The organism is Glycocaulis sp., from assembly GCF_050485565.1.
GTDB lineage: Bacteria > Pseudomonadota > Alphaproteobacteria > Caulobacterales > Maricaulaceae > Glycocaulis.
Genome location: NZ_JBJHBQ010000010.1, coordinates 43,647 through 68,245, shown reverse-complemented (window position 1 = coordinate 68,245; position 24,599 = coordinate 43,647). Strand labels below are relative to the sequence as shown.

Below are 24,599 nucleotides of genomic sequence, written 5' to 3'. Positions count from 1 at the left end.
TTTAGCGCACGCTGCGCCCGGTATCCGCGCTGACCGCCCGCTTCAGCGCCGAGAGGCTATCGCCGGAGGGTTTGCGCGGCTCGCTTTTGGCGCGGGTGCGCGGTTTTTCATCAAAAAGGCTTGCCAGCTGGTCTGTCATGGCCCCGGCCAGCTGTTCCACGTCCACAATGGTGACGGCGCGCTTGTAATAGCGCGTCACGTCATGGCCGATGCCGATGGCGAGAAGCTCCACTTCGGAGCGGGTCTCGATGAAGCGGATCATCTCGCGCAGATGTTTCTCCAGATAGGCGGGCGAGTTGGCTGACTGCGTGCCGTCATCGACCGGCGCGCCGTCTGAAATGACCATGAGGATGCGGCGCTGTTCTGGGCGCGCCAGCAGGCGCTTCCACGCCCATTGCAGGGCCTCGCCGTCGATATTTTCCTTCAACAGGCCGTCGCGCAGCATCAGGCCCAGATTATTGCGCGTGCGCCGCCAGGGCGCGTCGGCGCCTTTATAGATGATGTGGCGCAAATCATTGAGGCGGCCGGGATTTGGCGGTTTGCCGGCGGCCAGCCAGTCTTCTTTCGAGCGCCCGCCCTTCCAGGCGCGGGTGGTAAAGCCCAGAATCTCGGTCTTTACCCCGCAGCGCTCCAGCGTGCGTGCCAGAATATCTGCGCAGGCCGCCGCCACCAGAATGGGGCGTCCGCGCATGGAGCCGGAATTGTCGATGAGCAAAGTGACGATGGTGTCGCGGAACTCGGTATCGCGCTCCTGCTTGAAGGAGAGCGGCAGCATCGGGTCCATGATGACGCGCGGCAGACGGGCGGGATCGAGTATCCCCTCCTCCTGATCGAACGCCCATGACCGGCTCTGCTGGGCCATGAGCTTGCGCTGCAGCCGGTTGGCGAGGCGGCCCACCGCGCCCTCAAGACCTTTGAGATGCTGATCCAGCGTGCGGCGCAGGCGGGACAATTCCTCACCATCGCATAAAGAATCGGCGGCTATCACCTCGTCATGGCGGGTCGTGAAGACCTTGTAGGCATTGGGGTCATCGCCCTTTGGCGGCACCCAGTTGGGCCGGGCCGCCTCCATGGTCTCGCCGGGCTCATCCTCGGCATCAATGCGGGTCTGGCTGTCCTCGGCGAAGGAGATGTCTTCCTCGTCAGCGGCGGTGCCGGACGCGTCAGAGCGCTCCTGGCTGTCCTCGCCCTCATTGCCCTCATCATTATCGCTATCGCCCTCTTCGGGCGGGTTTTCGAGGCCGGAATCCTCGGTCTCGTCGCTCTGGTCTTCCTCCGCCTCGTCTCCCAGCTCATCGGCCAGATCGAGATCGCGGATCACCTCGCGCAAGGCTTTTGCAAAGGCGCGCTGGTCCTGAGCCGCTTCGGCCAGCTGGTCCAGCGCTTCACCGGCGGCGGCTTCAATATCCTCGCGCCAGACCTTCATTACGCCTTTGGCGGCGTCAGACGTGGCCGTGCCGGTAATGCGCTCGCGCACCAGCATGGCCAAAGCTTCGGACAAGGGGGCGTTCTGGCGGTCTTCGGCCTGCTGGAAACCGGCGCGGCTATAGCGCTCCTCCAGCATGGCAGTGATATTCTCGCCGACGCCCTTCATGGCGCGCGAGCCCAGTGCCTCGCAGCGCGCCTGTTCGACCGCATCGAATATGCGGCGCGCCTCGCTGCCCGGCGGCAGGGCGGCACTGTGAGCATCGGTATCATGCAGGGCGCGTTTGAGCGCCAGCGCGTCGGCCTTGCCGCGCAGACGCGCCGCTTCCAGCGGCCCCGGCGCAGGCGAGAGAGCAGGCAGGATCGCCTTGTCACCGTTCAGGGCGGCGGTATCGCCGGAAAATGCCACCTCCAGCTCCCGGTCACGCGCCATGGCCCGCGTCGCGGCTGTAAGCGCGCGCTTGAAGGTCTCGGCGGCTGTGTCGGACGAAGAGGTCATGGGGTCTAACCTAGAGGCGTGGTGGCATAAGGCGAAGGGGGTTTGTGCGCAAACCTGCAGGGCGGATTTCTGGACATCCCGGTCAAACTTGACTAAGTTAGCTAAGTCCAGTTAGCCAAGTGAGGGCTGCGCCATGAAATACGTGACCATACACGAGGCCAAGACCCAGCTTTCCCGCCTGATCCGCGAGATCGAAGCCGGCGGAGAGATTGTCATCCGCCGAGGCAAGGAGCCGGTGGCGCGCCTGATCGCTGAAAAGCCTGTCGCCAAGCCGAAGCGCAAGCCCGGTCAATGGGCCGATCTGCGCCTGAGTGCGGAGGAGAATGCACTGCTCGTTGCCCCCATGACGGAAGAGGAACTGGCGGACTGGTATGGCAGTGATGAGGACATGAAGGCTTGAGGCTGCTCTGCGATACGCACAGTTATGTCTGGTATGTCACCGAGGATTCCAGTCTTTCCTCTGCAGCACGCGCGGCTATCGATTCGGGTGATCCTGTCGTCAGCCTCGCCACGGTGTGGGAAATCGCGATCAAGGTAGGGGCTAAAAACCCGCCGGTAATGGCGAACGTACTGAAGCGCATCCGCTCGGATGGCCTTGCAGACGGTTTCGAGCAGATCGGTATCGACATGGAGGACGTTATTGTCGCCGGGCTGATGCCCCTGCACCATCGCGACCCGTTCGACCGGCTTCTCGCGGCGCAGGCCCGCAATGGCGACATGCCGATTGTCAGCTCGGACAGAGCATTTGACGCCTATGGCGTGGAGCGCATCTGGTAGGCTTCAAGCCGCCCGGCCGGGGCTGGTTCCCTTCACCGGGCTTTCGGCCAGCGTTTCACCGAAAACACGCTGGTAGAATTCGGCCACGATGGGCCGCTCCAGCTCATCGCACTTGTTGATGAAGGTGAGGCGGAAGGCGGTGCCAGGATCGCCGAAAATCGCCGTGTTCTCCGCCCAGGTCAGCACGGTGCGCGGGCTCATCACGGTGGAGAGATCGCCATTGATGAAGGCTTCGCGGGTAAGGTCCGCCACTTTCACCATGTCGGCGACCTGCGCCTTGCCCTCTTCGGTCTTGCCGTACTCGCCCAGCTTGGCCTCGACGATGGCGCGCTCGGTCTCGGCAGGCAGATAGTTCAGCGTGACCACCAGCGACCAGCGGTCCATCTGGCCCTGATTGATCTGCTGGGTGCCGTGATAAAGCCCGGTCGTATCGCCAAGCCCCACCGTGTTGGTGGTGGCAAACAGGCGAAAATGCGGGTGCGGGCGGATGACGCGCGTCTGGTCCAGCAAGGTCAGCGAGCCGGACGCCTCCAGCACGCGCTGGATGACAAACATCACGTCCGGGCGGCCTGCATCATACTCATCGAAGAGAAGCGCCACGGGGCGCTGCACGGCCCAGGGTAGAATGCCTTCCTGAAACTCGGTCACCTGCTGGCCGTCACGCACCACAATGGCATCCTTGCCGACCATGTCGATCCGGCTGATATGGCTGTCCAGATTGACGCGGATCATCGGCCAGTTCAGGCGCGCGGCCACCTGCTCGACATGGGTGGATTTGCCGGTGCCGTGATAGCCCTGAACCATGACGCGCCGGTTGAAGGCAAAGCCCGCCAGAATGGCGCGTGTGGTGGCCGGATCGAACACATAGGTCTCGTCAATCGCGGGCACGTGCTCGTCGCGCGCCTTGAAGGCAGGCACCTCAAAGCCGGGGTCGAAGCCGAACAGGGCTTTGCAGTCGGCTATGGTATCAGGTTTGGCGGCAATGAGCGTGTCGGTCATGTCGGTCCGGTCTTTAATCGGGGAAATTTACTCTGCCCTGCTAACTAGCGCGCATGCGCAGCATTGGCCAGCGCGCGGGCTGAGCGCAAGGCGCTTTACGCCATCCCGGCGCTTTTGAGGATCTGGTAGCTGGCGACGACGCGCTGCAGGGCTTCCTCGCGGGAGCGGTCCCCTCCATTGGCGTCGGGGTGATAGGCCCGCACCAGCTCGGCATAGCGCTTGCGCACATCGCCCTTGCTGGCTGTTGCTTCCAGCCCCAGCGCATCCAGCGCTTTTTGCTGCAGGCGGCCAAGCTGCGGGCCTTTGGGCGCGGCAGCGCCCTCTCCATGGCGGGGAGGGGGACGCTCGCCGAACAGCGTGAAGGGGTCGATGAAGGCGGACTGCCAGTCGGTGCTCGCCTGCTGGGCCTTGGCGCGCGCGGTGCCGCCAGCGCGGAAATTCCAGGTGGGCCGGTGGCCCCAGGCGGCGCTCTGGGCGTAGGCTTGCGCCGCGCCTTCGCTCATGCCCTCAAAGAAATTCCAGCTCTTATTGTACTCGGCGGCGTGCTTCTGGCAGAAATGATAATGCTCGTTCAGCCGCTCGCGTGATTTGGGGGCTTTGGCCGTCGCGTGCTCGTTGCAGCGCGGGTATTCGCACAAGGTTACGTCCTCGGCCGGCTTGCCGCCGGGCGGGCGAATGCGGATATCCTTGAAGCGTGGACGGTATTTGAAGCCAGAATCCATATGCGTAAGTATGGGCCTCGACCCGTTATCGGGCAATGAAGGATACAGGTGAAATGACAGAGATGCGCCGGGTGATCGAAGACAAGCTGAAAGCGGCGCTGGCTCCTCTTGAGCTGACTATCACCGATGACAGCGCCGCCCATGCCGGTCATGCGGGCTCACGCCCCGGCGGGCAGAGCCATTTCACCGTCGAGATCGTGTCAGAGGCGTTTGCGGGCCAGAGCCGTATCGCGCGCCATCGCCTGGTCAATCAGGCCCTCGCCGAGGAGCTGACCGGCCCCATCCATGCTCTGGTGATACGGGCGAAAGCGCCGGGGGAGTAGGGATTGCTGTCATGGCCCGGCTTGTCCGGGCCACCCATGCCTGAGACCGTTCCGCGTGTTCGTTCGTTGCAGGCATGGGTCACCCGCATGAAGCGGGTGATGACAATGGTGGGGAGAGTGCCCCCCTAAAGCCCCATCTGTTTCACGGCCAGATCGCGCATGATCTCTTCAGAGCCGCCGCCAATCGCCATCACCTTGACCTCGCGGTAGATGCGCTCGATCGCCTGGCCGCGCAAGTAACCCGCCCCGCCGAGTATCTGCATGGCTTCGCTGGCGCAGAACTCGGCCGTGGTGGAGGCGAGCACTTTCACCTTGGACAGCTCGGCGACCGGCATCTCGCCCTCATTCATGGTCCATGCAATGGCGCGCAAGTAAGCCTCCAGCGCGTCGATACGCATGCTCATATCCGCGATCTTGTGGCGGATGACCTGATGTTTGATGAGCGGCTTGCCGAAAGTCTCTCGCTCCTTTGCCCAGCTCACCGCATCGTCAAGGCAGCGCCTGGCCATGCCAAGGCAGCCCGAAGCGAGCGCGAGGCGCTCATAATTGAAGTTTTCCATGATGGCGAGGAGGCACAGGCCCTCCTCACCCAGCTGGTTGCCCGCGGGCACATGGCAATCATCGAAATGGAGCGTGGCCGTGTCCGACGCCCACCAGCCCATCTTGTTCTTGATAGGCGTTCGGCTGAAGCCGTCTGAGCCCGCCTCCACGAGGAAGAGCGAGATGCCGCCAAAGCCCTCGCCGCCCGTGCGCGCGCCGACCACATACCAGCGCGCCTTCATGCCACCGGTGATGAAGGTTTTTTCGCCCGTGATGCGCCAGCCATCGCCGTCTTTCACCGCGCAGGTTTTCATTCGTGACAGGTCAGAGCCGCCGGACGGCTCGGTCATGGCGAGCGCGCCGCCTTCGCGGCCCGAGACGATCTCCGGCAGGACGGCCAGTTTGATCTCTTCGGACGCCAGCTTGGCGATGGGGCCGGTCATGATATTGCGGCAGCCGAGCGAGGCATTGACCCCGCCTGCGCCGCAATAGGCGAGTGCTACGCCGCTATCCATGCGCATGAAGGCATCATCAAAGCCGAGCCCGCCATATGCCTCGTCAATGCCGAAGCCGAAAAGCCCCAGAGCACCGGCTTTCTGGTGAAGTTCCCAGGGGAAATCACCCGCCTCGTCCCATTCATTGGCAAAGGGGGCGATCTCGCGCGCCACGAAGGCCTCCACAGATTCGCGGAAGGCCTTGCGCTCGGGCGTATCGAACGGGCTTTGCATCAGGCCTTCACGATACCCTTGTTGAGGAGCAATTCGGCGATCTGCACGGCGTTAAGCGCCGCGCCTTTGCGTAAGTTATCCGAGACGATCCACAAAGCGAGGCCGTTCTCCACCGTCGGGTCTTCGCGCACGCGGCTGACGAAGGTCGCGAACTCGCCAACGCTCTCTACCGGGGTGACGAAGGCGGGATCTTCCTCGTCCGCGCGGTCAACCAGCATGATGCCGGGCGCTTCGCGCAATATCGTGCGGGCCTTCTTCGCGCTGATTCCGGTTTCGAACTCGATATGGGCGGCGACGCAGTGGCCGACAAAGACCGGCACGCGCGCGCAGGTGGCAAAGAGCTTTATCTTCGGGTCGAGGATTTTCTTGGTCTCGACCACCATCTTCCACTCTTCCTTCGTGGAGCCGTCCTCCATGAAGACATCGATTTTGGGGATCACGTTGAAGGCGATCTGCTTGGAAAAGGCCTGCGGCTCGACCGGATCGTTCACATAGATGGCGCGGGTCTGGCGCCACAACTCGTCCATGCCCTCGGTGCCTGCCCCGGAGGTGGACTGGTAGGTGGCTACCGAGACGCGGTTGATGGTGGCCGCATCGTGCAGAGGTTTGAGTGCAACCACGGTCTGGATGGTGGAGCAGTTCGGATTGGCGATAATGCCTTTCTTTATGCCGCCATCGAGGGCATCGGCATTCACTTCCGGCACGATCAGCGGCACGTCAGGGTCCATCCGCCAGGCCGACGAATTGTCGATCACGATGGCGCCTGCCTTGGCGATTTTCGGGGACCATTCCTTCGACACATCCCCGCCCGCGCTCATCAGGACGAGATCGACCTTGGAAAAGTCGAACGTTTCCAGATCCTTGCATTTCAGGGTCTTGTCGCCATAGCTCAGCTCGGTGCCGACCGAGCGGCGCGAGGCGAGGGCGTGAACCTCGCCAGCCGGGAACAGGCGCTCGGCGAGAATGGTGAGCATCTCCTTGCCCACCGCGCCAGTTGCGCCAACGACTGCGATATTGAGTGCCATGGAAGTGGTTCCTGATATGCAGGTTTCTCCCCCCGTTTACGGGGGGAGTGGTCCGGAGGACCGAGGGGGGGATCTTGAAAAGAAAGGTTTCCCCCCTCCGTCAGCTGCGCTGACACCTCCCCCGTAAACGGGGGAGGAAAACGGTTACGCCAGGCTCGGATCGATGTCCTTGCAGGCCTTCACAAGGCCCTTCACGGCATCGACCGAGTGATCGAACATTTTCTGTTCGTCAGCATTCAGGCTGATCTCGACGATCTTTTCCGCGCCGCCCGCACCGATCACCACCGGTACGCCGACATACATGTCCTTTACGCCGAACTGGCCGGTGAGATGCACCGCGCAGGGCAGGACGCGCTTCTTGTCGTTGAGATAGGATTTGGCCATGGCAATCGCGCTTTCGGCCGGCGCATAGAAGGCCGACCCATTGCCCAGAAGCTGGACGATCTCGCCGCCGCCAGAACGGGTGCGGTCCACGATGGCGTCGATCTTCTCTTGCGTGGTCCAGCCCATCGCGATCATGTCCGGCACCGGGATGCCCGCCACGGTGGAATAGCGCGTCAGCGGCACCATGGTGTCGCCATGCCCGCCCATCACGAAGGCGGTGACGTCTTCGACCGACACCTTGAATTCTTCAGCCAGGAACCAGCGGAAGCGCGCCGAGTCCAGCACGCCTGCCATGCCGACCACCATGTTGTGCGGCAGGCCGGAAAACTCACGCAAGGCCCAGACCATCGCGTCGAGCGGATTGGTGATGCAGATCACGAAGGCGTTCGGGGCATATTTCTTGATGCCTTCACCAACGGCCTTCATCACTTTCAAATTGATGCCCAGAAGATCATCGCGGCTCATGCCGGGCTTGCGCGGCACGCCGGCAGTCACGATGCACACATCCGCGCCTTTAATCGGCGAGTAGTCTTCCACCGAACCGCCCGAGAGATGGCTGTCCTTGCCAAACACGGGGCTCGCTTCAGCGATATCGAGCGCCTTGCCCTTGGCGGTGCCTTCAGCCAGGTCCATCAGGACGACATCGCCCAGCTCCTCGCGCGCGGCGATATGGGCAAGCGTACCGCCGATCATGCCGGCGCCGATAAGGGCAATCTTCTTGCGGGCCATGAGCCTCTCCTTGGCTAGTTGGGGCGCCGTGCGAAGGGATGTGCTGCGGCGCAAAAACCGATGGCCGCGTGTCTAGCGCCAAGCGAAGCGCTCTGCAATGCGGGTGCGCGCTTGCGCGGTGGTGAGCGCGCGCGTACAGCAGATAACTGCCCTGAGACGGAGATGATGGTGATGCGCCTGTCAATGCTTGCCCTCTGCCTTGCCCTTGCCGTTCCGGCCGCCCCGGCCTTTGCCGACGAACCTGATCTTGCCTGGCTGGCCGGTCACTGGCGCAGCGAGAATAATGGCCGCGTTTCCGAGGAAGTCTGGATGGCACCAGAGGGCGGGCTGATGACCGGCATGGGCCGCACCATCCGTGATGGCCGGGCCGTCAGCTTCGAATTTCTCCATATCACCACCGGCGAGGAGACGGTTTATGTTGCCCAGCCGGGCGGGCGCCCGCCCGTGCGCTTCGACCTTGTGTCGCAAGACGGTGACAGTGCGGTGTTTGAAAATCCCGACCACGATTTTCCCCAGCGTATCGAGTATACGCGCGAGGGCGACAGGCTGAGCGCCACCATCTCCACCCTGGACCGCAGCCGGGAGATCAGCTGGCACTGGACCCTTCAGGACTAGAAGGCGAAAAAGCCGCCCCGGAGCCGGGGCGGCTTTTCACATACCCTTAAGATGCCTCTCGCCTAGTGGCCGTACCAGTGGTCGAAGGAGACATTGCGCAGGCGCTCGCCATTGAGCTCCATGCCGCCCGTCAGTGCCGGAATGCCGGTGGTGCCCTCCACTGGCCCCTGGATCTGCTCGGCATCGAGTGATCCATAGACATAGACATCGCCGATCTCGTCATGGCTGGCGTCGAACTCGAAATTCGCCTCGCCGATATGGAAGCGATCCGCCAGGACGCGCCGGGATTCAGAGGGGTATTCAAACCCTTCCTCGGTGGTGAGCATTTCAGAATCGACATGCATGAACTCGATCCAGACCGGCACGAGACCGGCGTCCTGCCCGCTTTCCTCGAAGGCTTCGAACTGGCTGGCATGGCCGATATGGATATGACGCAGCACCCAGTCGCCGGTCTGGATGAGCCCGCTGGGCATGTAATAGCCGTGATAATCGGTTTCGGCGGTGTTGATGAAGCGGCCAGCAGCCTCCTCGACCGGCGCAGCCTCTTCCTCGAAGAATTCCTCTACGGGCTCGCCCGCGACGTCCTCGAAGTCTTCGGCAATGAAGCCGTTTTCATCCTCGTCGACCGCATCATCCACCGCGTCGGCGGCGTCTTCAGCCTCTTCCGGTGCCGGTACGGCCCCGCCAATACCCAGATATTTGTCAGCGCCCCACAGCGCCGCCAATGACAGCCCACCGGCCAGAATGGCCGCGATAATTACCCGCATTATATTTCCCCCTCAGCACGCGAAAATTCAGCCCGGCAGGCCCTATCCTGCCGGTTCAGCGTGTCGAAGGTTACACAAAATTTACCTTTCAGGCGAGGCTAATCGCCTCTCGGCGGCCAGATATTCAAGGCTGCGCATCTCCATCAGGCGCGAGGCGGTACGTTCAAACTCGAACGCGCCATCGCCATCGGGGTAGAGACCGGAAGGTTCGGCTTCGGCGCTCATCACCAGCTTGGCGCGGGTATCGTAGAGCGCGTCTATAAGGGTGACGAAGCGGGCGGCCTCATCGCGTTTTCGCGGGCTCATCACCGGCACATGGTCGATGAGGATTGTGTGGAAGGTTTCGGCCAGCATCAGATAATCCGCAGCCCCCAGCGGCCTTGCGCACAGCTCCGCAAAGCTGAAACGGGCGACGCCAGCCGCTTCGCGCGTGACCTCCAGCGTGCGGCCCTGAATGGTGAGCGTGCAGCTCTGCGCCCGCGCGCCCAGCGTGAGGCGGGCAAAGGCGGCATCCATCGCCGCATCGGCCTCTTCGTCCAGCGGCGTGTAATAGACCGGCGCGGCAGACAGGCGCTCCAGACGGTAATCGCGCCCGCTATCGAGACGCATCACGTCCAGCTTTGCCTCGATCATGGTAATGAAGGGCTCAAAAAGCTGGCGGTTGAGGCCATTCTTATAGAGCTCTGACGGGTGGCGGTTGGAGGTGGCGATGACGACCACGCCCTTGTCGAACAGGCGTTCAAACAGGCGGCCAAGGATCATCGCATCGGCAACATTGGTCACCTGCAACTCGTCAAAGCATAAAAGCCGGGTTTCACGGGCGATCTCGTCAGCCACGGCGATCAGGGGCTCGCCCTTTTTCGTCTCGCGTTCACGCGCGATACGGGCATGCACGTCCTGCATGAAGGCGTGGAAGTGCACGCGGCGCTTGGCCTTGAGGCTCACCGCGTCGTGGAAGAGATCCATCAGGAGGGATTTGCCCGTACCGACCCCGCCCCAGAGATAAAGCCCTTTGGGCGGCGGGCTTGATTTGCGCAGCAGGCCGGACCTGCCGCCCTTCCAGCCCTCAATGTCCTCGATCAGCGTGTCGAGATAGAGCGCAATGGCGCGCTGGCCGCCATCTTCGGTCAGGCGGCCCTCAGCAATGCCTTCCTCCAGCGCCTTGGACGGTGTCACGGCAGCGCTTTCAGAGCGAGGGCGATGATGCCGGCCATGGCCAGTCCAAAGCTGATCAGAATCGCGGTGATGAAAAGGGCCGGGCGGCGAATGGTGCGCATGGCCCCCCTGTAGCGCGGGCCGGGCGGGGCTGCCAAGGGTGAAGACCGGCCGGGCAGCCGCCTTCACATACGCCGGACAAGGCCGTCCACGCCCTTCTCGATCAGGTCCAGCGCGTGTTCAAAGGCCGCATCGTCGCCATAATAGGGATCGGGCACGTCCTTGCCCGCCAGTCCTACCGACCAGTCCATCAGCATGGAGACGGGGCGTTCTTCCAGCCGGCGCACATCACGCGCCGTCAGCAGCCAGCGCTTGTGACCGCTATCCATGCCGATAATGTGGTCAAAGCGCGCGAAATCCTCATCGCTGAGCGCGCGGGCGCGCTGATCGGCGATGTGATAGCCGCGCCGCGCGGCGGCTTCCACGGCGCGCGGATCGGGGGCTTCGCCTGCATGCCAGTCGCCGGTACCGGCCGAGTCAAACACCATCGCCTTGTTCAGTTTTGCGGCCATGGCCTCGGCCACACCCTGTGCCAGGGGCGAGCGGCATATATTGCCCGTGCAGACGAATAGCACGGAGACGGTCCTGCGGTTCATGGCGACCCTTTTAACCCCTCGAGAGCCTCATTATGCCTGCAAGGATAGGCGTGTTCAGGGTGGGCACCAGCCAAAGCGCGCCTTTGGGTTAGCGCCTCACTAACCGCCCGCCTTGGTCCGACCTTCGATCAGGGACTGGACGACACCCGGATCAGCGAGCGTCGAGGTGTCGCCGAGCGACTCCAGCTCGTTCTCGGCGATCTTGCGCAGTATTCGCCGCATGATCTTGCCTGAACGCGTCTTGGGCAGGCCGGGCGTGAACTGGATCACGTCCGGGCTGGCGACGGGGCCGATTTCCTTGCGCACCTGGTCTTTGAGGGCCTTTTCCAGCCTATCGCCAGCCTCGACGCCCTCATTCAGCGTCACATAGCACCACACGCCCTGCCCCTTGATGTCGTGCGGATAGCCCACGACAGCGGCCTCGGCGACATCGGGGTGAAGCACCAGCGCGCTCTCGATCTCGGCCGTACCCAGACGGTGGCCGGAGACATTGAGCACATCGTCGACCCGGCCGGTAATCCACCAGTACCCGTCCTCATCACGGCGCGCGCCGTCGCCGGTGAAATAATAGCCGGGATAGGTGGAGAAATACGTATCGAAGAAGCGCCGGTCATCGCCATAGACGGTGCGCATCTGCCCCGGCCATGAACCCAGCAGCACCAGATTACCTTCCGCCGCGCCGCTATCGGGCAGGCGCTTGCCCTCATTATCGACAAGGGCGGGCTGGACGCCGAACATGGGGAAGCTGGCCGAGCCGGGTTTGAGGCCATGGGCGCCGGGCAGCGGCGTGATGAGATGCCCGCCGGTCTCGGTCTGCCACCAGGTATCCACGATGGGGCAATGTCCGTTGCCGACCGTCTTGTGATACCAGCGCCAGGCTTCGGGATTAATCGGCTCGCCCACCGTGCCCAGAAGGCGCAAGGAGGAGCGGTCATGCTTCGTCACCGGATCATCGCCCAGGCGCATCAGGGCGCGGATGGCGGTGGGGGCGGTGTAGAAAACCGAAACTTTGTGCTTTTCAATCACCTGCCAGAAGCGCGAGGCATCCGGCCAGGTTGGCACGCCTTCAAACATCAGGCTGGTCGCCCCGTTCGCGAGCGGGCCATAGACGATGTAGGAATGGCCCGTCACCCAGCCGATATCGGCTGTACACCAGAAGATATCGTCTTCCTTCGCATCGAAGGTGAGGGCGTGGGTCATGGTGGCCCACAGAAGATATCCGCCTGTGGTGTGCAGCACGCCCTTGGGCTTTCCGGTGGAGCCGGAGGTGTAGAGAATGAAGAGCGGGTCTTCGGCGCCCATCGGTTCGGGCGCGCAATGGGCGTCCACCTGGATGGACAGGTCGTGATACCAGTAATCGCGGCCCTCCTCCCAGTGCACGTTCGCGCCGGTATGCTTCACGCACAGCACGCGTTTGACGCCGGGCGCGCTTTTCAGCGCTTCGTCCACATTGTCTTTCAGGGGTATGGCCCTGCCGCCGCGCACGCCCTGATCGGCGGTGATGACAAACTCGCTCTGGCAATCATTGATCCGGCCTGACAGGGCTTCGGGCGAAAAGCCGCCAAACACCACCGAATGCACCGCGCCAATGCGCGTGCAGGCGAGCATGGCAAAGACGGCCTGCGGGATCATCGGCATGTAGAGCGTGACACGGTCGCCCTTCTTCACACCCAGCATTTTGAGCACGTTGGCAAAGCGGCACACATGGTCGTGCAGCTGGCGGTAGGTGATCGAATGGTGATGGGCGGGGTGATCGCCCTCCCAGATCAGGGCGGGCTTGTTGGCACGGGTCTCCAGATGCCGGTCAATGCAGTTCACCGAGACATTGAGGATGCCGTCTTCGAACCAGCGAATGCGGAAATCATCCTTGTTGAACGAGACATCGGAGATTTTTTCCGGCCGCCTGATCCAGTCGAGCCGGCCCAGCTCCTCACGCCAGAACGCATCGGGCTCTTCAATGGAGCGCGCATACCGGGCCTTGTAGCGTTCTGCGCTCATGTCCGAGCCTGAGAAGCTGGAGGCTACCGGGATGATCTCGTCTGTCATGGCTGTCGTGCTCCGCGCGTGGCTCTCATCTGACGGGCGAAGCTTGGCCGATAGGCCCCGGCCCCTGCAAGCGCGCGGACCATGTGTAGGCTTTTATGCGCCTCTCCCCTTGCAAGACGGTGCGTGATCGGCTGATCTCCCTCGCGAATATTGACCCCTCCAGGCGGGAGACATACCGGCATGCAGCTCAACCAGGCCAGCTGGCCCGAAGTAGAAGCCTATCTGAAGAAGTCCAAGGGCATCATCATCCCGATCGGCTCTGTCGAGCAGCATGGTCCTAATGGCCTGCTGGGTACGGACGCGATCTGTCCTGAAGTGATCGCAAAAGAAGCGGGCGACGAGGCGGGCTTTCTGGTCGGACCGACCTTCTCGGTGGGCTCCGCGCAGCATCATTTGGGCTTTACCGGCACGATCACGCTGCGCCCGACGACGATGATTGCCGCGCTCAATGACTGGATCGACAGCCTGCACCGGCATGGCTTCAAGCGCATCTTCTTCCTCAATGGCCATGGCGGGAATATCACCACCATCGATGCGGCGTTCGTGGAAAGCTATGCGGCCTGGTCGCTGGATGGCGAGGCGTGTCCCTACAAGCTCAAACAGACCTCGTGGTGGATGTTTGACGAGGTGGCGCAGGTCTGCAAGGAGCTGTTCCCGCAAGGCGACGGCAGCCATGCCACGGCTTCAGAAGTGGCCGTCACCTATTACGCCTACCCGGACGCGGTGAAAAAGGTGGAGATGAGCCCCAAGGTCGCGCCCGAGGGCTGGTTCACCGATGCGGCCGATTACCGCAAGAATTTCCCCGATGGCCGGATCGGCTCTGACCCTTCACAGGCCACGCCGGAAAAGGGCAAGCGCATCGTGGAAGTGGCCAAGAAAGCCCTGATCCGCGAGGTCGAGGCGTATTTCGCCAGCTGATCTGCGCCAGCGGGTGTTGGTGACAATGTAACGGTGTGCGCCTATATCGGCGCCATGACGTCACCTTCACCCGCGCCCGAAACGGATATCCAGCCTGCCAGCCTGGCAGGGCCGGGACGCATGGACCCTGCCAAGTCCCAGCGCATCAACACGATGGCGACGGCGCTTTCGGTCAGCGTGGCGCTGATACTGGTGGGCGCCAAGCTCGCGGGCTGGATAGCGTCCGGGTCGATCGCCCTGCTGGCGAGCTTTTTTGACTCGCTTCTGGACCTTGCCGCCTCTGTGACGGCCTTTCTGGCCGTGCGCTATGCGGCCCGTCCTGCCGACAATGAGCACCGTTTCGGCCATGGCAAGGCGGAAGCCTTTTCCAGCCTCCTGCAGGCAGTATTGGTAGCGGCCTCTGCCCTCTTCCTGTTTGTGGAAGGCACGCGCCGGCTGATTGATCCGCAGCCCGTGGCAGCCGGTGGCTGGGCGCTGGCGGTAATGGCGCTGTCGCTGGTCCTGACGCTTGGCCTTGTCCGCATGCAGACGCTGGTGATCCGGCGCACCGGTTCCATCGCGGTGACGGGCGACCGCGCGCACTATACCGCCGACATATTGTCCAATCTCGCCGTGATGGGCGGGATTGCGCTGGCGGTGTTTGCCGGTTTTGACTGGGCCGATCCGGTGCTGGCCCTGTTTGTCGGCTTCCTGCTGGCCAAATCGGCTTATGAGCTTGGCCGGGATTCGGTGAACCAGCTGCTCGACCGGGAGCTTCCCGACGAAACTCGCGCGCATATCGAGGCGCTCCTCACTGACGATCCGCGCGTGCTGGGCATTCACGAGCTGCGCACGCGCGCGGCGGGTCCGCTCATCCATATTCAGGTCCATATGGATCTTGACCCCTACCAGTCCCTGAAAGACGCCCACGATGTGGTGGTGGACGCGGAGAACCGGGTGCTCGCGCACTATCCGGCCGCCGATCTGCTGATCCATTCCGATCCCAAAGGGTATGGCGAGGCGCACGGGCGCGGCTTTTTCGATGCCGACCCTGAGCCCCACGATGGCGGCGCGCGCTGAATAGGCGCTTAAACCGCCGCGCGAAGCGCATTAGCGTTTTCCCGATGTTCATTCTGCACCACTGGCCCCTTGATCCCTGGTCTCGGCAGGCGCGTCTTGCGCTGGCCGAGAAGGCGTGCGCCGTGGAGCTGCGCTTCCAGCGTGTCTGGGAGCCGGAGGATACTTTCTTTGATCTCAACCCGGCGGGGCTGACGCCCGTTCTGGAGGACCGTAGTGGCGAGGCCCCGCTGGTCATCGTGCAGGCCGATGCGATCCTCGCCCATCTGGAAGAAACCCGGCCCGAACCGCCGCTTCTGCCATCAGACCCGGCAGGCCGGGCCGAGGTGCGCCGCCTCGTGACCTGGTTTGACCGCAAGTTCGATGCCGAGGTGAATGCCTATCTGCTGCATGAGAAGCTGGAAAAGCGCATGCAGAATCTGGGTTCTCCCGACGCTTCGGTCATCCGGGCGGGGCGCGATTTCCTGCGCGCCCATCTTGATTATATGAGCATGCTGCTGGAGCGCCGCGACGGGCTGGCGGGTCCGCGATACTCCATGGCCGATCTGGTGGCGGCGGCGCATCTCTCCTGTGTCGATTATCTCGGCGATGTACCCTGGGACAGCTTCCCGGCGGCCAAGGCCTGGTATGAGCGCATCAAGTGCCGTCCGGCTTTCCGCTCCCTGCTGGATGACCGCCTGCCCGGCCTGCCGCCCGCGCGCTGGTATGCCGATCTGGACTTCTGATACTCTCTGCCGGCGCTTGTTGCGTTTCTCCCCCCGTTTACGGGGGGAGTGGTCCGAAGGACCGAGGGGGGGGATAATTCAAAAAGCTCCCCCCTCCGTCTCACTGACGCTCGACACCTCCCCCGTAAACGGGGGAGGAAACAAGCAATTGCAGGCTGGACGCCTGTGCCTTCATCGCCACACCCGTTAACCACAATGCCACAGTTTTCCGTGTGTGCGCTTGGCCCGGCGGGCGGGCGGGTGTAACACGCTTCCCTCACCGGCGGCATCTGCCGTCCAAAGGAGGTCTCGTCTGACCCATGCGATCTGAAATCTGGAGCGCCCTCACGCGCACGCGGTAGCGCGGCACCTGGAGGGCACCGGGACGACCAGCCGAAAGGCTGCTGTCCTGCGTAACGCTTCCCCCTGCCGCACAGCCACGCTTCCATTTTCAGACCCCCTGGTCCGCGCCCGTCACCGGGCCCGTGCGGACCAAAGCATTCGAGACGATCATGACCGAACAATTTGACGACGACGCGCGTGCACCGCGCGTGCTTTCCAATTCTGCCGTTCTGGCCTTCCTGTGGCGCCAGTGGATGCGCCGCCCGTGGTTCTTTGCCGCGCTGGTGGGCTTCACGCTCATTGCCACGGTGATCGATGTGTTCATTCCCGTCGCCGCGGGAAGGCTTATCGACTCCATGACGGCAGAGGGCGATGGCGGTCACTGGGCGGCGTTCGCGCTGTTTCTGGGCCTCGCCATCGCCTTCAACGCCATGCGCCAGATCGCGGTGCGCTTCGAGATACGCTTTTCCAGCGCCAACATGGCCGACATGACAACAGAATCGTTTGCGCGCGTGCAGCGCTTCGCGCTCGACTGGCATGCCAGCACGTTTGCCGGCTCGGTCGTGCGCAAGATCACGCGCGGCATGTGGGCCTATGACACGATCACGGCGACGCTCTGGTTCGGACTGATCCCCTCTGTCCTCGTGATGGCGGGGCTGGGTGTCTACATGCTCTTCACCTGGCCGCTGGTCGGGCTTTATGCGCTCAGCGTTACGGCCATTTTCATCGTGGCCTCGGTGGCGATGTCGGCGCTTTATGTGCGCCCGCAGAATATCCGCTCCAACCGGATCGATTCCGAGCTGGGCGGGGCGGTGGCCGATGCGGTATCGGGCATCGCCACGGTGAAGAGCTTTGGCGCAGAAGCGCGCGAGGATCAGCGCTTTCACACGCTGGCCTGGCGCTGGCGGCGCGAGGTGAAGAAGACCTGGCTGCGCTTTGTGAACACCTGGCTGGTGCAGATCATTGCCGTGCTCGCCCTGCAGGCGGGCCTGACGGGTCTGCTTATCAATCTGTGGCAGCGCGGTGAGGCAAGCCCCGGCGCGGTGGTGTTTGCCATTACCGCTTTCATGCTGATGGCGGGCTATATGCGCCGCTTTGGCGAGGAGGTGCAGAACGTCCAGCGTGGCCTGGATGAGATCCAGGACATTGCCGCCTACGCCCTGCAGGAAACGCAGATCGCTGACGCGCCGGGTGCACCGGATTTCGTGCCGGGTCCGGGCGCTATCCGCTTTGACCAGGTGCGCTTCACCTATGCCGGGCAGAACCGGCCGCTCTACGAGAATTTCTCGCTGGAGGTCCCCGCTGGCGAGAAAGTGGCGCTGGTCGGTCCTACGGGTTCGGGCAAGTCGACCTTCGTGAAGCTGGTCCAGCGGCTCTATGACGTCGATGAGGGCGCAATTCTCATTGACGGACAGGATGTGCGCGCCGTTAAGCAGGCGAGCCTGCGCCGCTCAATAGCGCTCGTGCCGCAGGATCCGGCCCTGTTTCACCGCTCGATTGCGGAGAATATCGCCTATGCGCGCCCAGATGCCTCGATGGAGGATATTGTCAGGGCCGCGAAGCGCGCGCGTGCGCATGATTTCATCGCGCGCCTGCCCGCCGGCTATGACACGCTGGTGGGTGAGCGCGGGGTGAAGCTGTCGGGCGGGGAGCGTCAGCGTGTGGCGATTGCCCGCGCGGTGCTCGCCGATGCGCCGATCCTCATCTTCGATGAAGCCACGTCCAGCCTCGACAACGAGACCGAGCGCGAGGTGCAGGAGGCGATGGCCGATGTGATGGCGGGCCGCACCGCCATCGTCATCGCCCACCGGCTGTCGACCATAAGGGACGCAGACCGGATTCTGGTCTTCAATGAGGGCCGGATCGTCGAGCAGGGGACGCATGGCGAGCTGCGCGCACAAGGCGAGGGCGTGTATGCGCGTCTCGCGGCGCTGGCGGCAGCGGAATAGGGGCGGGTCATGCTGATCAGACCTGAGACAGAGCAGGACCAGACGGCTGTTCACCGGCTCACCCATGCCGCCTTCCAGCGCGATGACGAGGCAAGGCTGGTCGATCTTTTGCGCGACAAGCACGGCGATGAGGCGATCTCGCTGGTCGCCGAGATACCAGGCAACGGGCTTGCCGGGCATATCATGCTCTCGCCCGCGCCCATCGTGGACGAGGCGGGCGGCGTGGTGATCAATGGGCTGGCGCTGGCACCTGTCAGTGTTGACCCGGCCGGCCAGCGCAGCGGTGTCGGGTCAGCGCTCTGCCGCTCGGCCCTCTCGTGTGCGCAGGCGCGCGGAGCGCCTTATGTCGTGCTGATCGGCCACCCGGCCTATTATCCGCGCTTCGGTTTCGTACCGGCTGGCCCTCTCGGCATAAGATGCCCCTATGAGGGCGTTCCGGAAGAAGCCTTCATGATCGCACGGCTGGACCGGGCGGCGATGGAAGGGGTGTGCGGGCTGGTACGCTTCGATAGCGTTTTTGAGGGGTTGTAACGAGAATGACAGAGCGGCCTCGGCAGAAGTCAGACAGTAACCCCGCAGCGAAGTCATGGCGGCAGCAGAACAGGCGCGCAATTGCCGCCCACAACAGGCGGGTGCAGCAGCAAGGCGTGCTGCTCGTACCTGAGTGGGCCACCGAAATAGCGAAGCGGTAGGCCCTAAAAGCCAGATCATTTCCCTTATCACGGGGAAGCTGCTATAGCGCCGCGCTGAATTGGTGCCGGGCCTGCCCCGTGCGCCAGATGTTTTTACGGCGCGCTGGCGAAAAGCTTATCCGTGCGTGCCCGGCGAGGCCCTTACATGACGCTGCCTGACACTATCCACCCCGCGCTGCGCGCTGCGCTGGCGCGCAAGGGCTATGAGACGCTGACCGACGTTCAGGGCGCGGTGCTGGCCGAGGACGCTTTCGGACAGGATCTGCTGGTTTCCGCCCAGACCGGCTCTGGCAAGACGGTGGCCTTTGGTCTGGCGATGGCGCCTGATCTTCTGGGCGAGGATGAAAAGCTGGCCTTTTCGCAAAGCCCGCTGGCACTGGTAATCGCGCCGACACGCGAGCTGGCCCTGCAGGTCCAGCGCGAGCTTGGCTGGCTGTACGCCGATGCCGGTGCGCGCATCGCCTCTGCCGTTGGCGGCATGGACCCGCGCGCCGAACGCCGGGCCATGGAGCGCGGCGCGCATATCATTGTCGGCACGCCAGGCCGCCTGAAGGACCATATCGAGCGGGGCGCGCTGGATCTGTCTGCCATTCGCGCCATCGTGCTCGATGAAGCCGACGAAATGCTCGATTTCGGCTTCCGCGAAGACCTTGAATTCATTCTGGGGTCTGCCCCTGAAGAACGCCGCACGCTGCTGTTTTCGGCCACGGTGTCGAAAGAGATCGCGCGTATCGCCCAGACTTATCAGAGCGATGCAGTGCGTATCTCCACGATCAGCCATGGCAGCCAGCACGCCGATATCAGCTATGTCGTGCATGCCGTGCCGCCGCGCGACCGGGAAAACGCTGTCATCAACGTGCTGCGCTATCATGGTGCGCCGCGTTCCCTGGTGTTCTGCGGCACGCGTGAAGGCGTGAACCGCATGGCGGCGCGTCTTGCCAATCGCGGCTTTGCCTCTGTGGCCCTCTCTGGCGAGCTTAGCCAGGCAGAGCGCACCAAGGCGCTGCAATCGCTGCGCGATGGCCGGGCGGCGGTGTGTGTGGCGACCGATGTGGCCGCGCGCGGTATCGATTTGCCGGGCCTTGATCTGGTTATCCATGCCGATCTGCCCAACAATTCGGAGACCCTGTTGCACCGTTCAGGGCGTACGGGCCGCGCGGGCGCGAAGGGTATCAGTGTTCTCGTCACCGGGTTCAACCAGCGCGGCCGGGCAACGCGCTTGCTACGCGATGCGCGCCTTGATGCCGAGTGGTCCGATGCGCCTGACGCGGAGGCTGTCCGGGCGAAAGACCGCGAGCGCCTTGGCGAGCATCCTGCCTTTACCGGCGAGATCGATGAGGAGCGGCTGAGCGAAGCGCGCGAGATCATCGAGCGTTTCGGCGCAGAGCGCATTGCGCTGGGCTTTCTGGCCGAGCTGGAGCGCCGCCTGCCTGCACCGGAAGAGCTGGGCGTGGATACCGGCCCGGTCCGGCGCGAGGAGCGAGGCCCGCGCGACCGCAAGGAGCCGTTTGAACGGCGCGAGCGCCGCGAACGCACGCCGCGTCCGGGGTTTGAAGGCAGTGTCTGGTTCGAAGTGGATATGGGCCGTCGTCAACGCGCCGAACCGCGCTGGCTGGTGCCGATGATCTGCCGTCTGGGCGATGTCACGGGCCGCGATATCGGCGCGATTGATATTGGCGAGGTGGCCACCCGCTTTGAAATCACCGGCGCGCAGGTGGAGCATTTCGAGAAAGCGCTTCTGGAGCCGCGCGAGCGTGACCAGAACGTGGTGGTCCGGCGCGCGGGCGACACGCCCTTGCAGCCTGCCAACCCGGATGCGCCGCCCGCCCGCCAGCGCCCGCCCCGCGATGACCGTCCGGGCCGCCGGGAGCGCTTTGCCCGCAAGACAGAGCGCGAGGAAGATGCCCTCTATGAGGACAAACCGCCTGCGCCGAGTGTGAATATCAAGCCGCTGTCTGGCGGGAAGAAGCCGGATGGAGCGCACAAGGGGCCGCACAAAGGCGGCAAATCCTTCAAGGGCGACAAGCCTTATCGCAAGGACAAGGCGGCGGGCGGTGAGAAGCCGTTTCGTGCAGGCAAGCCCGGCAAGGATGGCAAACCGCAGGCCGGCAAAAAACCCTATAGGAGCGATGGCCCGTCCGGTGGTGATCAGACCCTGAAGCGTATCAAGCGCAAACCGCGCAAGGACAGCTAAAGCGCGCTGGCGATGGCGGCCTGAATTTTCAGCGCCTGCACGGTTTCGCGTACATCATGCACGCGGATCATCCCGGCTCCTGACCGGGCCGCGTGCAGCGCCGCCGCAATCGACCCGCCAAGGCGCTGGTCTGCAGGCGCATCGCCGTCCAGCGCAGCGATGAAGCGCTTGCGTGACGCGCCAAAGAGGAGCGGAAAGCCGTGGCCTGCAAGGCGTGGCACGGCCGCCATCAGCGCCAGATTGTGGCTGACAGTCTTGCCAAAGCCTATGCCGGGATCAAGCCAGATATTTTCACGTGGAAGGCCCGCCTTGATGGCCGTTTGCGCGCGCGCCAGCAGGAAAGCTTCCACCTCGGCGACCACATCGCCGTAAACGGGGCCGGCTTGCATGGTCTGCGGCGCGCCCTGCATGTGCATGAGGCAGATCTGGCAGCCCAGCTCTGCCGCCGTTTCCAGCGCGCCTGGCGCCTGCAGCGCGTTCACGTCATTCCAGAGGCTGGTGCCCGCCTGCACGGCGGCGCGCGCCACGCCCGGCTTCATCGTGTCGATGGAGAGGGGAATGCCAGTGTCCGCCAGCCCTTCGATGACCGGAATAACGCGTTCAAGTTCGTCCGCCTCGCTGACCGGCTGCGCGCCGGGCCGTGTGCTTTCCCCGCCAATATCGAGCCAGTCCGCGCCCGCCGCGATCAGGGCATGGCCATGGGCGATGGCGCGGGCGGCATCGGCGTGCTCACCGCCATCGGAGAAGCTGTCGGGCGTCACATTGACAATGCCCATGACGAGCGGGCGGGGGCGCTGTGTCATGGGGAGGGGTCAGTCCTCGTCGGGCAGAAGGCGGAAGCTATAGGGGTAGGGTGCATCAGGGAAGCGGTATGCAGGTTGGTGTTCCAGCGTATTGGCCCATTCGCGATAGGTGAAGAAGTGGTGATCGCCGCGCAGGCTGGCACCCATACGGACTTCCTCCCCGGATTCGGCAGTCACGATGCAATCATCGCTCTCTATTGTGAAGTAATAGCCCGCATGGGCTGGCGACTGGGTTGCCACCACACATGCCTCGGGGTAGCCGATCAGATCCTCTGCGGTAAGGGATGCAAATGCGCCTTCTTCATCCGCCCTGCCCGCAAAAGTTTCAGGGTCGCGAAACTCAAGAATGTCAAACCCTAGGGACCACCCTTCCTCGCCCTCGCGAAACACCCAGAGCCGCTGGCGGCTGACGGGGCCGTCAGCGGCGCCAGAGCGCCATTCCACATAGATCACGTGCTCGCCAAGTTCGGGAGCCTCCACGCGCGCATGCGTGGCGTAGTACAGGTCTAGCTCGTATGCGGGGGCATCCGGCTGCGCGTCGCGCTGCCACGCCTCGTATTGCTGCGTATTGGAAAAGCGTCCGGTGAGAAAGCTGGCCCGATAGGCGGCGCTGCCATAGATCGGCTCAGCCTGCGCTTCGGGCGCGGTTTCCGGCTCTGTAAAGGCAAGGGCGGCCAGCAACAGCGCGATCATGGCAGGTCTCCAGCTTGTCCGGGCCATTCCAGCCTGACACTACGCCCGTTGCAAGGACACTGCGCCTTATTTGTCCTGACAAAGGCTGACGAAATCGCGCCAGTCTATGGTATGAGCGGGCGGAAACGGAACGCCGTCAGGAGAGCCTGTTTGACCCAAACCGGACAGGACAGGGGCGAGGACAGCGCCGCACCGCGCTATGTGTGGCTTGCTGAAACGCTGAAAAAACGTATCGCGGCGGGTGATCCGCCGGTCGGCAAGCTGCTGCCGACCGAGCATGCGCTGTGCGAGAGCTACAAGGTCTCGCGCCATACCGCGCGTGAGGCGCTGCGCCTTCTGGCCGAGGCCGGGCTGATCGTACGCCGCCGCGGGGCGGGAACGCTGGTCATCGCCACCGAAAGCAAGGCTGCCTTTTCCCAGCGCCTCGGCAATGTGGACGATCTGATGCAGTATGCGCGCGATGCGCGCCTGACGCCTGATGCCACGGCGATGATCTCGCTGGAATCCCAGCTGGCGCGCACATTCGGTATCGCGCCGGGCGGGGAATATATGCGCGTTTCCGGCTTGCGCGCCGTGCCCGGCGAGCCGCCACTGGCACTGACCGATATCTATATCCGCGCCGATCTGGCCCCGCCGGTGGAAAAGCTGGTGGAGATGAACGGGCTTATCATTGAATGGATTGCCACTACGCGCGGCGTGGCGACCGCCCGGGTCGATCAGGCCATTCTGGCTGGCGTGACGACCGAAGCTGAAGCGGCAAGGCTTGATTGTGAGGCGGGTGCCGCAGCCCTGCGCACGCGGCGGCGCTATTATGACAAGAGCGGACGCGTGATCGCGTTCTCCGACACGGTCCATCCGGGCAATCGCTTTGTCTACGAGATGAGCCTGCTGCGGGAAACAGAGGGCTAGACCAGCCCTTCAATATCCAGCTCGCCTTCCATCTCCACCGGGCCGGACAGGTGCACATGGCCGTCTGCGTCCCAGCGCACGGGCAGCTCGCCGCCATCGGCGATAATCACCGCCTCGCGCTCTGTCAGGCCGCGCCGGTGGGCGGCTACCAGTGCGGCGCAGGCACCGGTACCGCAGGCAAGCGTCAGGCCCGCACCGCGCTCCCAGACCCTCAGCCGGATCGTCTGGCGGTCGATCACTTGCGCAAAGCCGGCATTCACCCGCTCGGGGAAAAGCGGGTCATGCTCGATGCGCGGCCCGATTTCGGCCAAAGGCAAGGCGGCCACGTCCTCGACGAAGAACACCGCATGGGGATTGCCCATGGACACTGCGCCCGGTCCTTCAAGGCGTCCACCGCCGGGAAGATCAATGCCGAAATCAAGCTTCATCGTGTCCATCTCGCGCGCCAGCGGAATATCGCGCCAGCCAAGGCCGGGCTGGCCGAGATCAACCTCCACCAAGCCAGTGTCCAGACGGCGCGCGCCAAGCGCGCCGCCCTGTGCCGCAAGCGTCCGGCGTGAGCGGTTATCATCCTGAAACATCAGCCAGGCGGCGGCGCGTGTGCCGTTCCCGCATGCGCCGACCTCGCCGCCATCGGCGTTCCAGACGCGCAAATGCGCATCGGCGACGCCATGGCTTTCCAGCCCCATGATCTGGTCGAACGGGTGGCGCTCATGCAGCGCCGCGACGCGTGCAGGCGACAGGGCCAGAGGCCCGCCGTGCTCGCGCGCGTCAATGACGATGAAGGCGTTTCCCGCCCCGTTCATGGCATAGGCTTTCATGGGTTTAGCCGATACGCCTCCTTGGGCTGCTCCGCAAGCGGGGCGGCAACAGGGATCAGAGATTTCAGGTTTGTAATGTAGCGGGCTTTGACGTGCCTGCGTGGTCAGCGTTCAATGCGCGCCAGTTT

General features: G+C 63.7%; 25 protein-coding genes. 12 read left to right on the top strand and 13 right to left on the bottom strand.

The window, feature by feature from the left end:
- Window position 1: 1 nt before the first annotated feature.
- Window positions 2–1,924, bottom strand: a complete 1,923-nt coding sequence (cobT, locus tag ACQ5ID_RS11840; RefSeq protein WP_429912652.1) for a cobaltochelatase subunit CobT — start codon at window positions 1,922–1,924, stop codon at window positions 2–4.
- 133 nt (window positions 1,925–2,057) lie between these two features.
- Here cobT and ACQ5ID_RS11835 point away from each other — a divergent pair, with 133 nt between their 5' ends.
- The gene (locus ACQ5ID_RS11835) at window positions 2,058–2,324 is read left to right on the top strand and encodes a type II toxin-antitoxin system Phd/YefM family antitoxin (RefSeq protein ID WP_429912651.1); all 267 of its coding nucleotides are present in this window, start codon (window positions 2,058–2,060) and stop codon (window positions 2,322–2,324) included.
- A complete protein-coding gene (locus ACQ5ID_RS11830; RefSeq protein ID WP_429912650.1) occupies window positions 2,321–2,701 on the top strand; it encodes a type II toxin-antitoxin system VapC family toxin in 381 nt (126 codons plus the stop codon). The genes ACQ5ID_RS11835 and ACQ5ID_RS11830 overlap by 4 nt, the downstream gene beginning before the upstream one ends.
- Before the next feature lie 3 nt (window positions 2,702–2,704).
- Here ACQ5ID_RS11830 and cobS read toward each other — a convergent pair whose 3' ends face one another.
- Both cobS and ACQ5ID_RS11820 read right to left on the bottom strand, forming a co-directional pair.
- Window positions 2,705–3,700 carry a cobaltochelatase subunit CobS gene (cobS, locus tag ACQ5ID_RS11825; protein ID WP_429912649.1) on the bottom strand — a complete coding sequence of 332 codons (996 nt, stop codon included), beginning with the start codon at window positions 3,698–3,700 and terminating at the stop codon, window positions 2,705–2,707.
- A gap of 95 nt (window positions 3,701–3,795) precedes the next feature.
- A complete protein-coding gene (locus ACQ5ID_RS11820; RefSeq protein ID WP_429912648.1) occupies window positions 3,796–4,422 on the bottom strand; it encodes a J domain-containing protein in 627 nt (208 codons plus the stop codon).
- A 53-nt stretch (window positions 4,423–4,475) separates the two neighbouring features.
- Here ACQ5ID_RS11820 and ACQ5ID_RS11815 point away from each other — a divergent pair, with 53 nt between their 5' ends.
- Window positions 4,476–4,745 carry a BolA family protein gene (locus ACQ5ID_RS11815; protein WP_371392923.1) on the top strand — a complete coding sequence of 90 codons (270 nt, stop codon included), beginning with the start codon at window positions 4,476–4,478 and terminating at the stop codon, window positions 4,743–4,745.
- Between the two features lie 125 nt (window positions 4,746–4,870).
- Here the strand turns inward: ACQ5ID_RS11815 and ACQ5ID_RS11810 are convergent, their stop codons facing one another.
- The 3 genes from ACQ5ID_RS11810 to mdh all read right to left on the bottom strand — a co-directional run bounded on the left by ACQ5ID_RS11810 (window position 4,871) and on the right by mdh (window position 8,151).
- Window positions 4,871–6,013, bottom strand: a complete 1,143-nt coding sequence (locus ACQ5ID_RS11810) for an acyl-CoA dehydrogenase family protein (protein ID WP_429912647.1) — start codon at window positions 6,011–6,013, stop codon at window positions 4,871–4,873.
- Window positions 6,013–7,038 carry an aspartate-semialdehyde dehydrogenase gene (locus ACQ5ID_RS11805; protein ID WP_429912646.1) on the bottom strand — a complete coding sequence of 342 codons (1,026 nt, stop codon included), beginning with the start codon at window positions 7,036–7,038 and terminating at the stop codon, window positions 6,013–6,015. Before ACQ5ID_RS11805 ends, ACQ5ID_RS11810 begins: the two co-directional genes overlap by 1 nt.
- A gap of 144 nt (window positions 7,039–7,182) precedes the next feature.
- The gene (gene mdh / locus ACQ5ID_RS11800; RefSeq protein ID WP_429912645.1) at window positions 7,183–8,151 is read right to left on the bottom strand and encodes a malate dehydrogenase; all 969 of its coding nucleotides are present in this window, start codon (window positions 8,149–8,151) and stop codon (window positions 7,183–7,185) included.
- 171 nt (window positions 8,152–8,322) lie between these two features.
- On the opposite strand from mdh, the gene ACQ5ID_RS11795 reads away from it, so the two are divergent.
- Window positions 8,323–8,766, top strand: a complete 444-nt coding sequence (locus tag ACQ5ID_RS11795; protein WP_429912644.1) for a DUF6265 family protein — start codon at window positions 8,323–8,325, stop codon at window positions 8,764–8,766.
- Between the two features lie 62 nt (window positions 8,767–8,828).
- Here the strand turns inward: ACQ5ID_RS11795 and ACQ5ID_RS11790 are convergent, their stop codons facing one another.
- The 4 genes from ACQ5ID_RS11790 to acs form a co-directional block, all read right to left on the bottom strand.
- Window positions 8,829–9,533, bottom strand: a complete 705-nt coding sequence (locus tag ACQ5ID_RS11790) for a hypothetical protein (protein WP_429912643.1) — start codon at window positions 9,531–9,533, stop codon at window positions 8,829–8,831.
- A gap of 81 nt (window positions 9,534–9,614) precedes the next feature.
- Complete coding sequence (gene zapE / locus ACQ5ID_RS11785) at window positions 9,615–10,709, bottom strand: cell division protein ZapE (RefSeq protein WP_429912642.1); 1,095 nt, start codon at window positions 10,707–10,709, stop codon at window positions 9,615–9,617.
- A gap of 164 nt (window positions 10,710–10,873) precedes the next feature.
- On the bottom strand, window positions 10,874–11,344 hold the full coding sequence (locus ACQ5ID_RS11780) for a low molecular weight protein-tyrosine-phosphatase (protein WP_429912641.1): 471 nt from the start codon (window positions 11,342–11,344) through the stop codon (window positions 10,874–10,876).
- A gap of 99 nt (window positions 11,345–11,443) precedes the next feature.
- Window positions 11,444–13,390 carry an acetate--CoA ligase gene (gene acs / locus ACQ5ID_RS11775; RefSeq protein ID WP_429912640.1) on the bottom strand — a complete coding sequence of 649 codons (1,947 nt, stop codon included), beginning with the start codon at window positions 13,388–13,390 and terminating at the stop codon, window positions 11,444–11,446.
- A 180-nt stretch (window positions 13,391–13,570) separates the two neighbouring features.
- On the opposite strand from acs, the gene ACQ5ID_RS11770 reads away from it, so the two are divergent.
- The 7 genes from ACQ5ID_RS11770 (at window position 13,571) to ACQ5ID_RS11740 (ending at window position 21,245) form a co-directional block, all read left to right on the top strand.
- Window positions 13,571–14,308 carry a creatininase family protein gene (locus tag ACQ5ID_RS11770; protein ID WP_429912639.1) on the top strand — a complete coding sequence of 246 codons (738 nt, stop codon included), beginning with the start codon at window positions 13,571–13,573 and terminating at the stop codon, window positions 14,306–14,308.
- A 54-nt stretch (window positions 14,309–14,362) separates the two neighbouring features.
- Window positions 14,363–15,367, top strand: a complete 1,005-nt coding sequence (locus tag ACQ5ID_RS11765) for a cation diffusion facilitator family transporter (RefSeq protein WP_429912638.1) — start codon at window positions 14,363–14,365, stop codon at window positions 15,365–15,367.
- Window positions 15,368–15,411: 44 nt separating this feature from the next.
- On the top strand, window positions 15,412–16,089 hold the full coding sequence (locus ACQ5ID_RS11760) for a glutathione S-transferase family protein (RefSeq protein WP_429912637.1): 678 nt from the start codon (window positions 15,412–15,414) through the stop codon (window positions 16,087–16,089).
- Between the two features lie 491 nt (window positions 16,090–16,580).
- Window positions 16,581–18,359: an ABC transporter ATP-binding protein gene (locus tag ACQ5ID_RS11755; protein ID WP_429912636.1), complete on the top strand. Its 1,779-nt coding sequence runs from the start codon at window positions 16,581–16,583 to the stop codon at window positions 18,357–18,359.
- Window positions 18,360–18,368: 9 nt separating this feature from the next.
- Window positions 18,369–18,890, top strand: coding sequence for a GNAT family N-acetyltransferase (locus tag ACQ5ID_RS11750; protein ID WP_429912635.1), 522 nt, complete (start codon window positions 18,369–18,371; stop codon window positions 18,888–18,890).
- A gap of 5 nt (window positions 18,891–18,895) precedes the next feature.
- Entirely contained in the window at window positions 18,896–19,051 is a 156-nt protein-coding gene (locus ACQ5ID_RS11745) for a type II toxin-antitoxin system CcdA family antitoxin (RefSeq protein ID WP_429912634.1), read from the top strand.
- Window positions 19,052–19,196: 145 nt separating this feature from the next.
- Window positions 19,197–21,245 (top strand): DEAD/DEAH box helicase, encoded by a 2,049-nt coding sequence (locus ACQ5ID_RS11740; protein WP_429912633.1) that lies wholly within the window; start codon window positions 19,197–19,199, stop codon window positions 21,243–21,245.
- Here ACQ5ID_RS11740 and folP read toward each other — a convergent pair.
- Both folP and ACQ5ID_RS11730 read right to left on the bottom strand, forming a co-directional pair.
- Window positions 21,242–22,048 carry a dihydropteroate synthase gene (gene folP, locus ACQ5ID_RS11735; RefSeq protein ID WP_429912632.1) on the bottom strand — a complete coding sequence of 269 codons (807 nt, stop codon included), beginning with the start codon at window positions 22,046–22,048 and terminating at the stop codon, window positions 21,242–21,244. The two genes, ACQ5ID_RS11740 and folP, sit on opposite strands and share 4 nt — an antisense overlap.
- 9 nt (window positions 22,049–22,057) lie before the next feature.
- Entirely contained in the window at window positions 22,058–22,741 is a 684-nt protein-coding gene (locus ACQ5ID_RS11730; protein WP_429912631.1) for a CpcT/CpeT family chromophore lyase, read from the bottom strand.
- Between the two features lie 150 nt (window positions 22,742–22,891).
- Between ACQ5ID_RS11730 and ACQ5ID_RS11725 the strand changes: the two genes are divergently transcribed.
- Window positions 22,892–23,650: a GntR family transcriptional regulator gene (locus tag ACQ5ID_RS11725; protein WP_371392903.1), complete on the top strand. Its 759-nt coding sequence runs from the start codon at window positions 22,892–22,894 to the stop codon at window positions 23,648–23,650.
- On the opposite strand, the gene dapF is transcribed toward ACQ5ID_RS11725, so the two are convergent.
- Window positions 23,647–24,471 (bottom strand): diaminopimelate epimerase, encoded by an 825-nt coding sequence (gene dapF, locus ACQ5ID_RS11720; protein WP_429912630.1) that lies wholly within the window; start codon window positions 24,469–24,471, stop codon window positions 23,647–23,649. The two genes, ACQ5ID_RS11725 and dapF, sit on opposite strands and share 4 nt — an antisense overlap.
- Window positions 24,472–24,599: the final 128 nt, after the last annotated feature.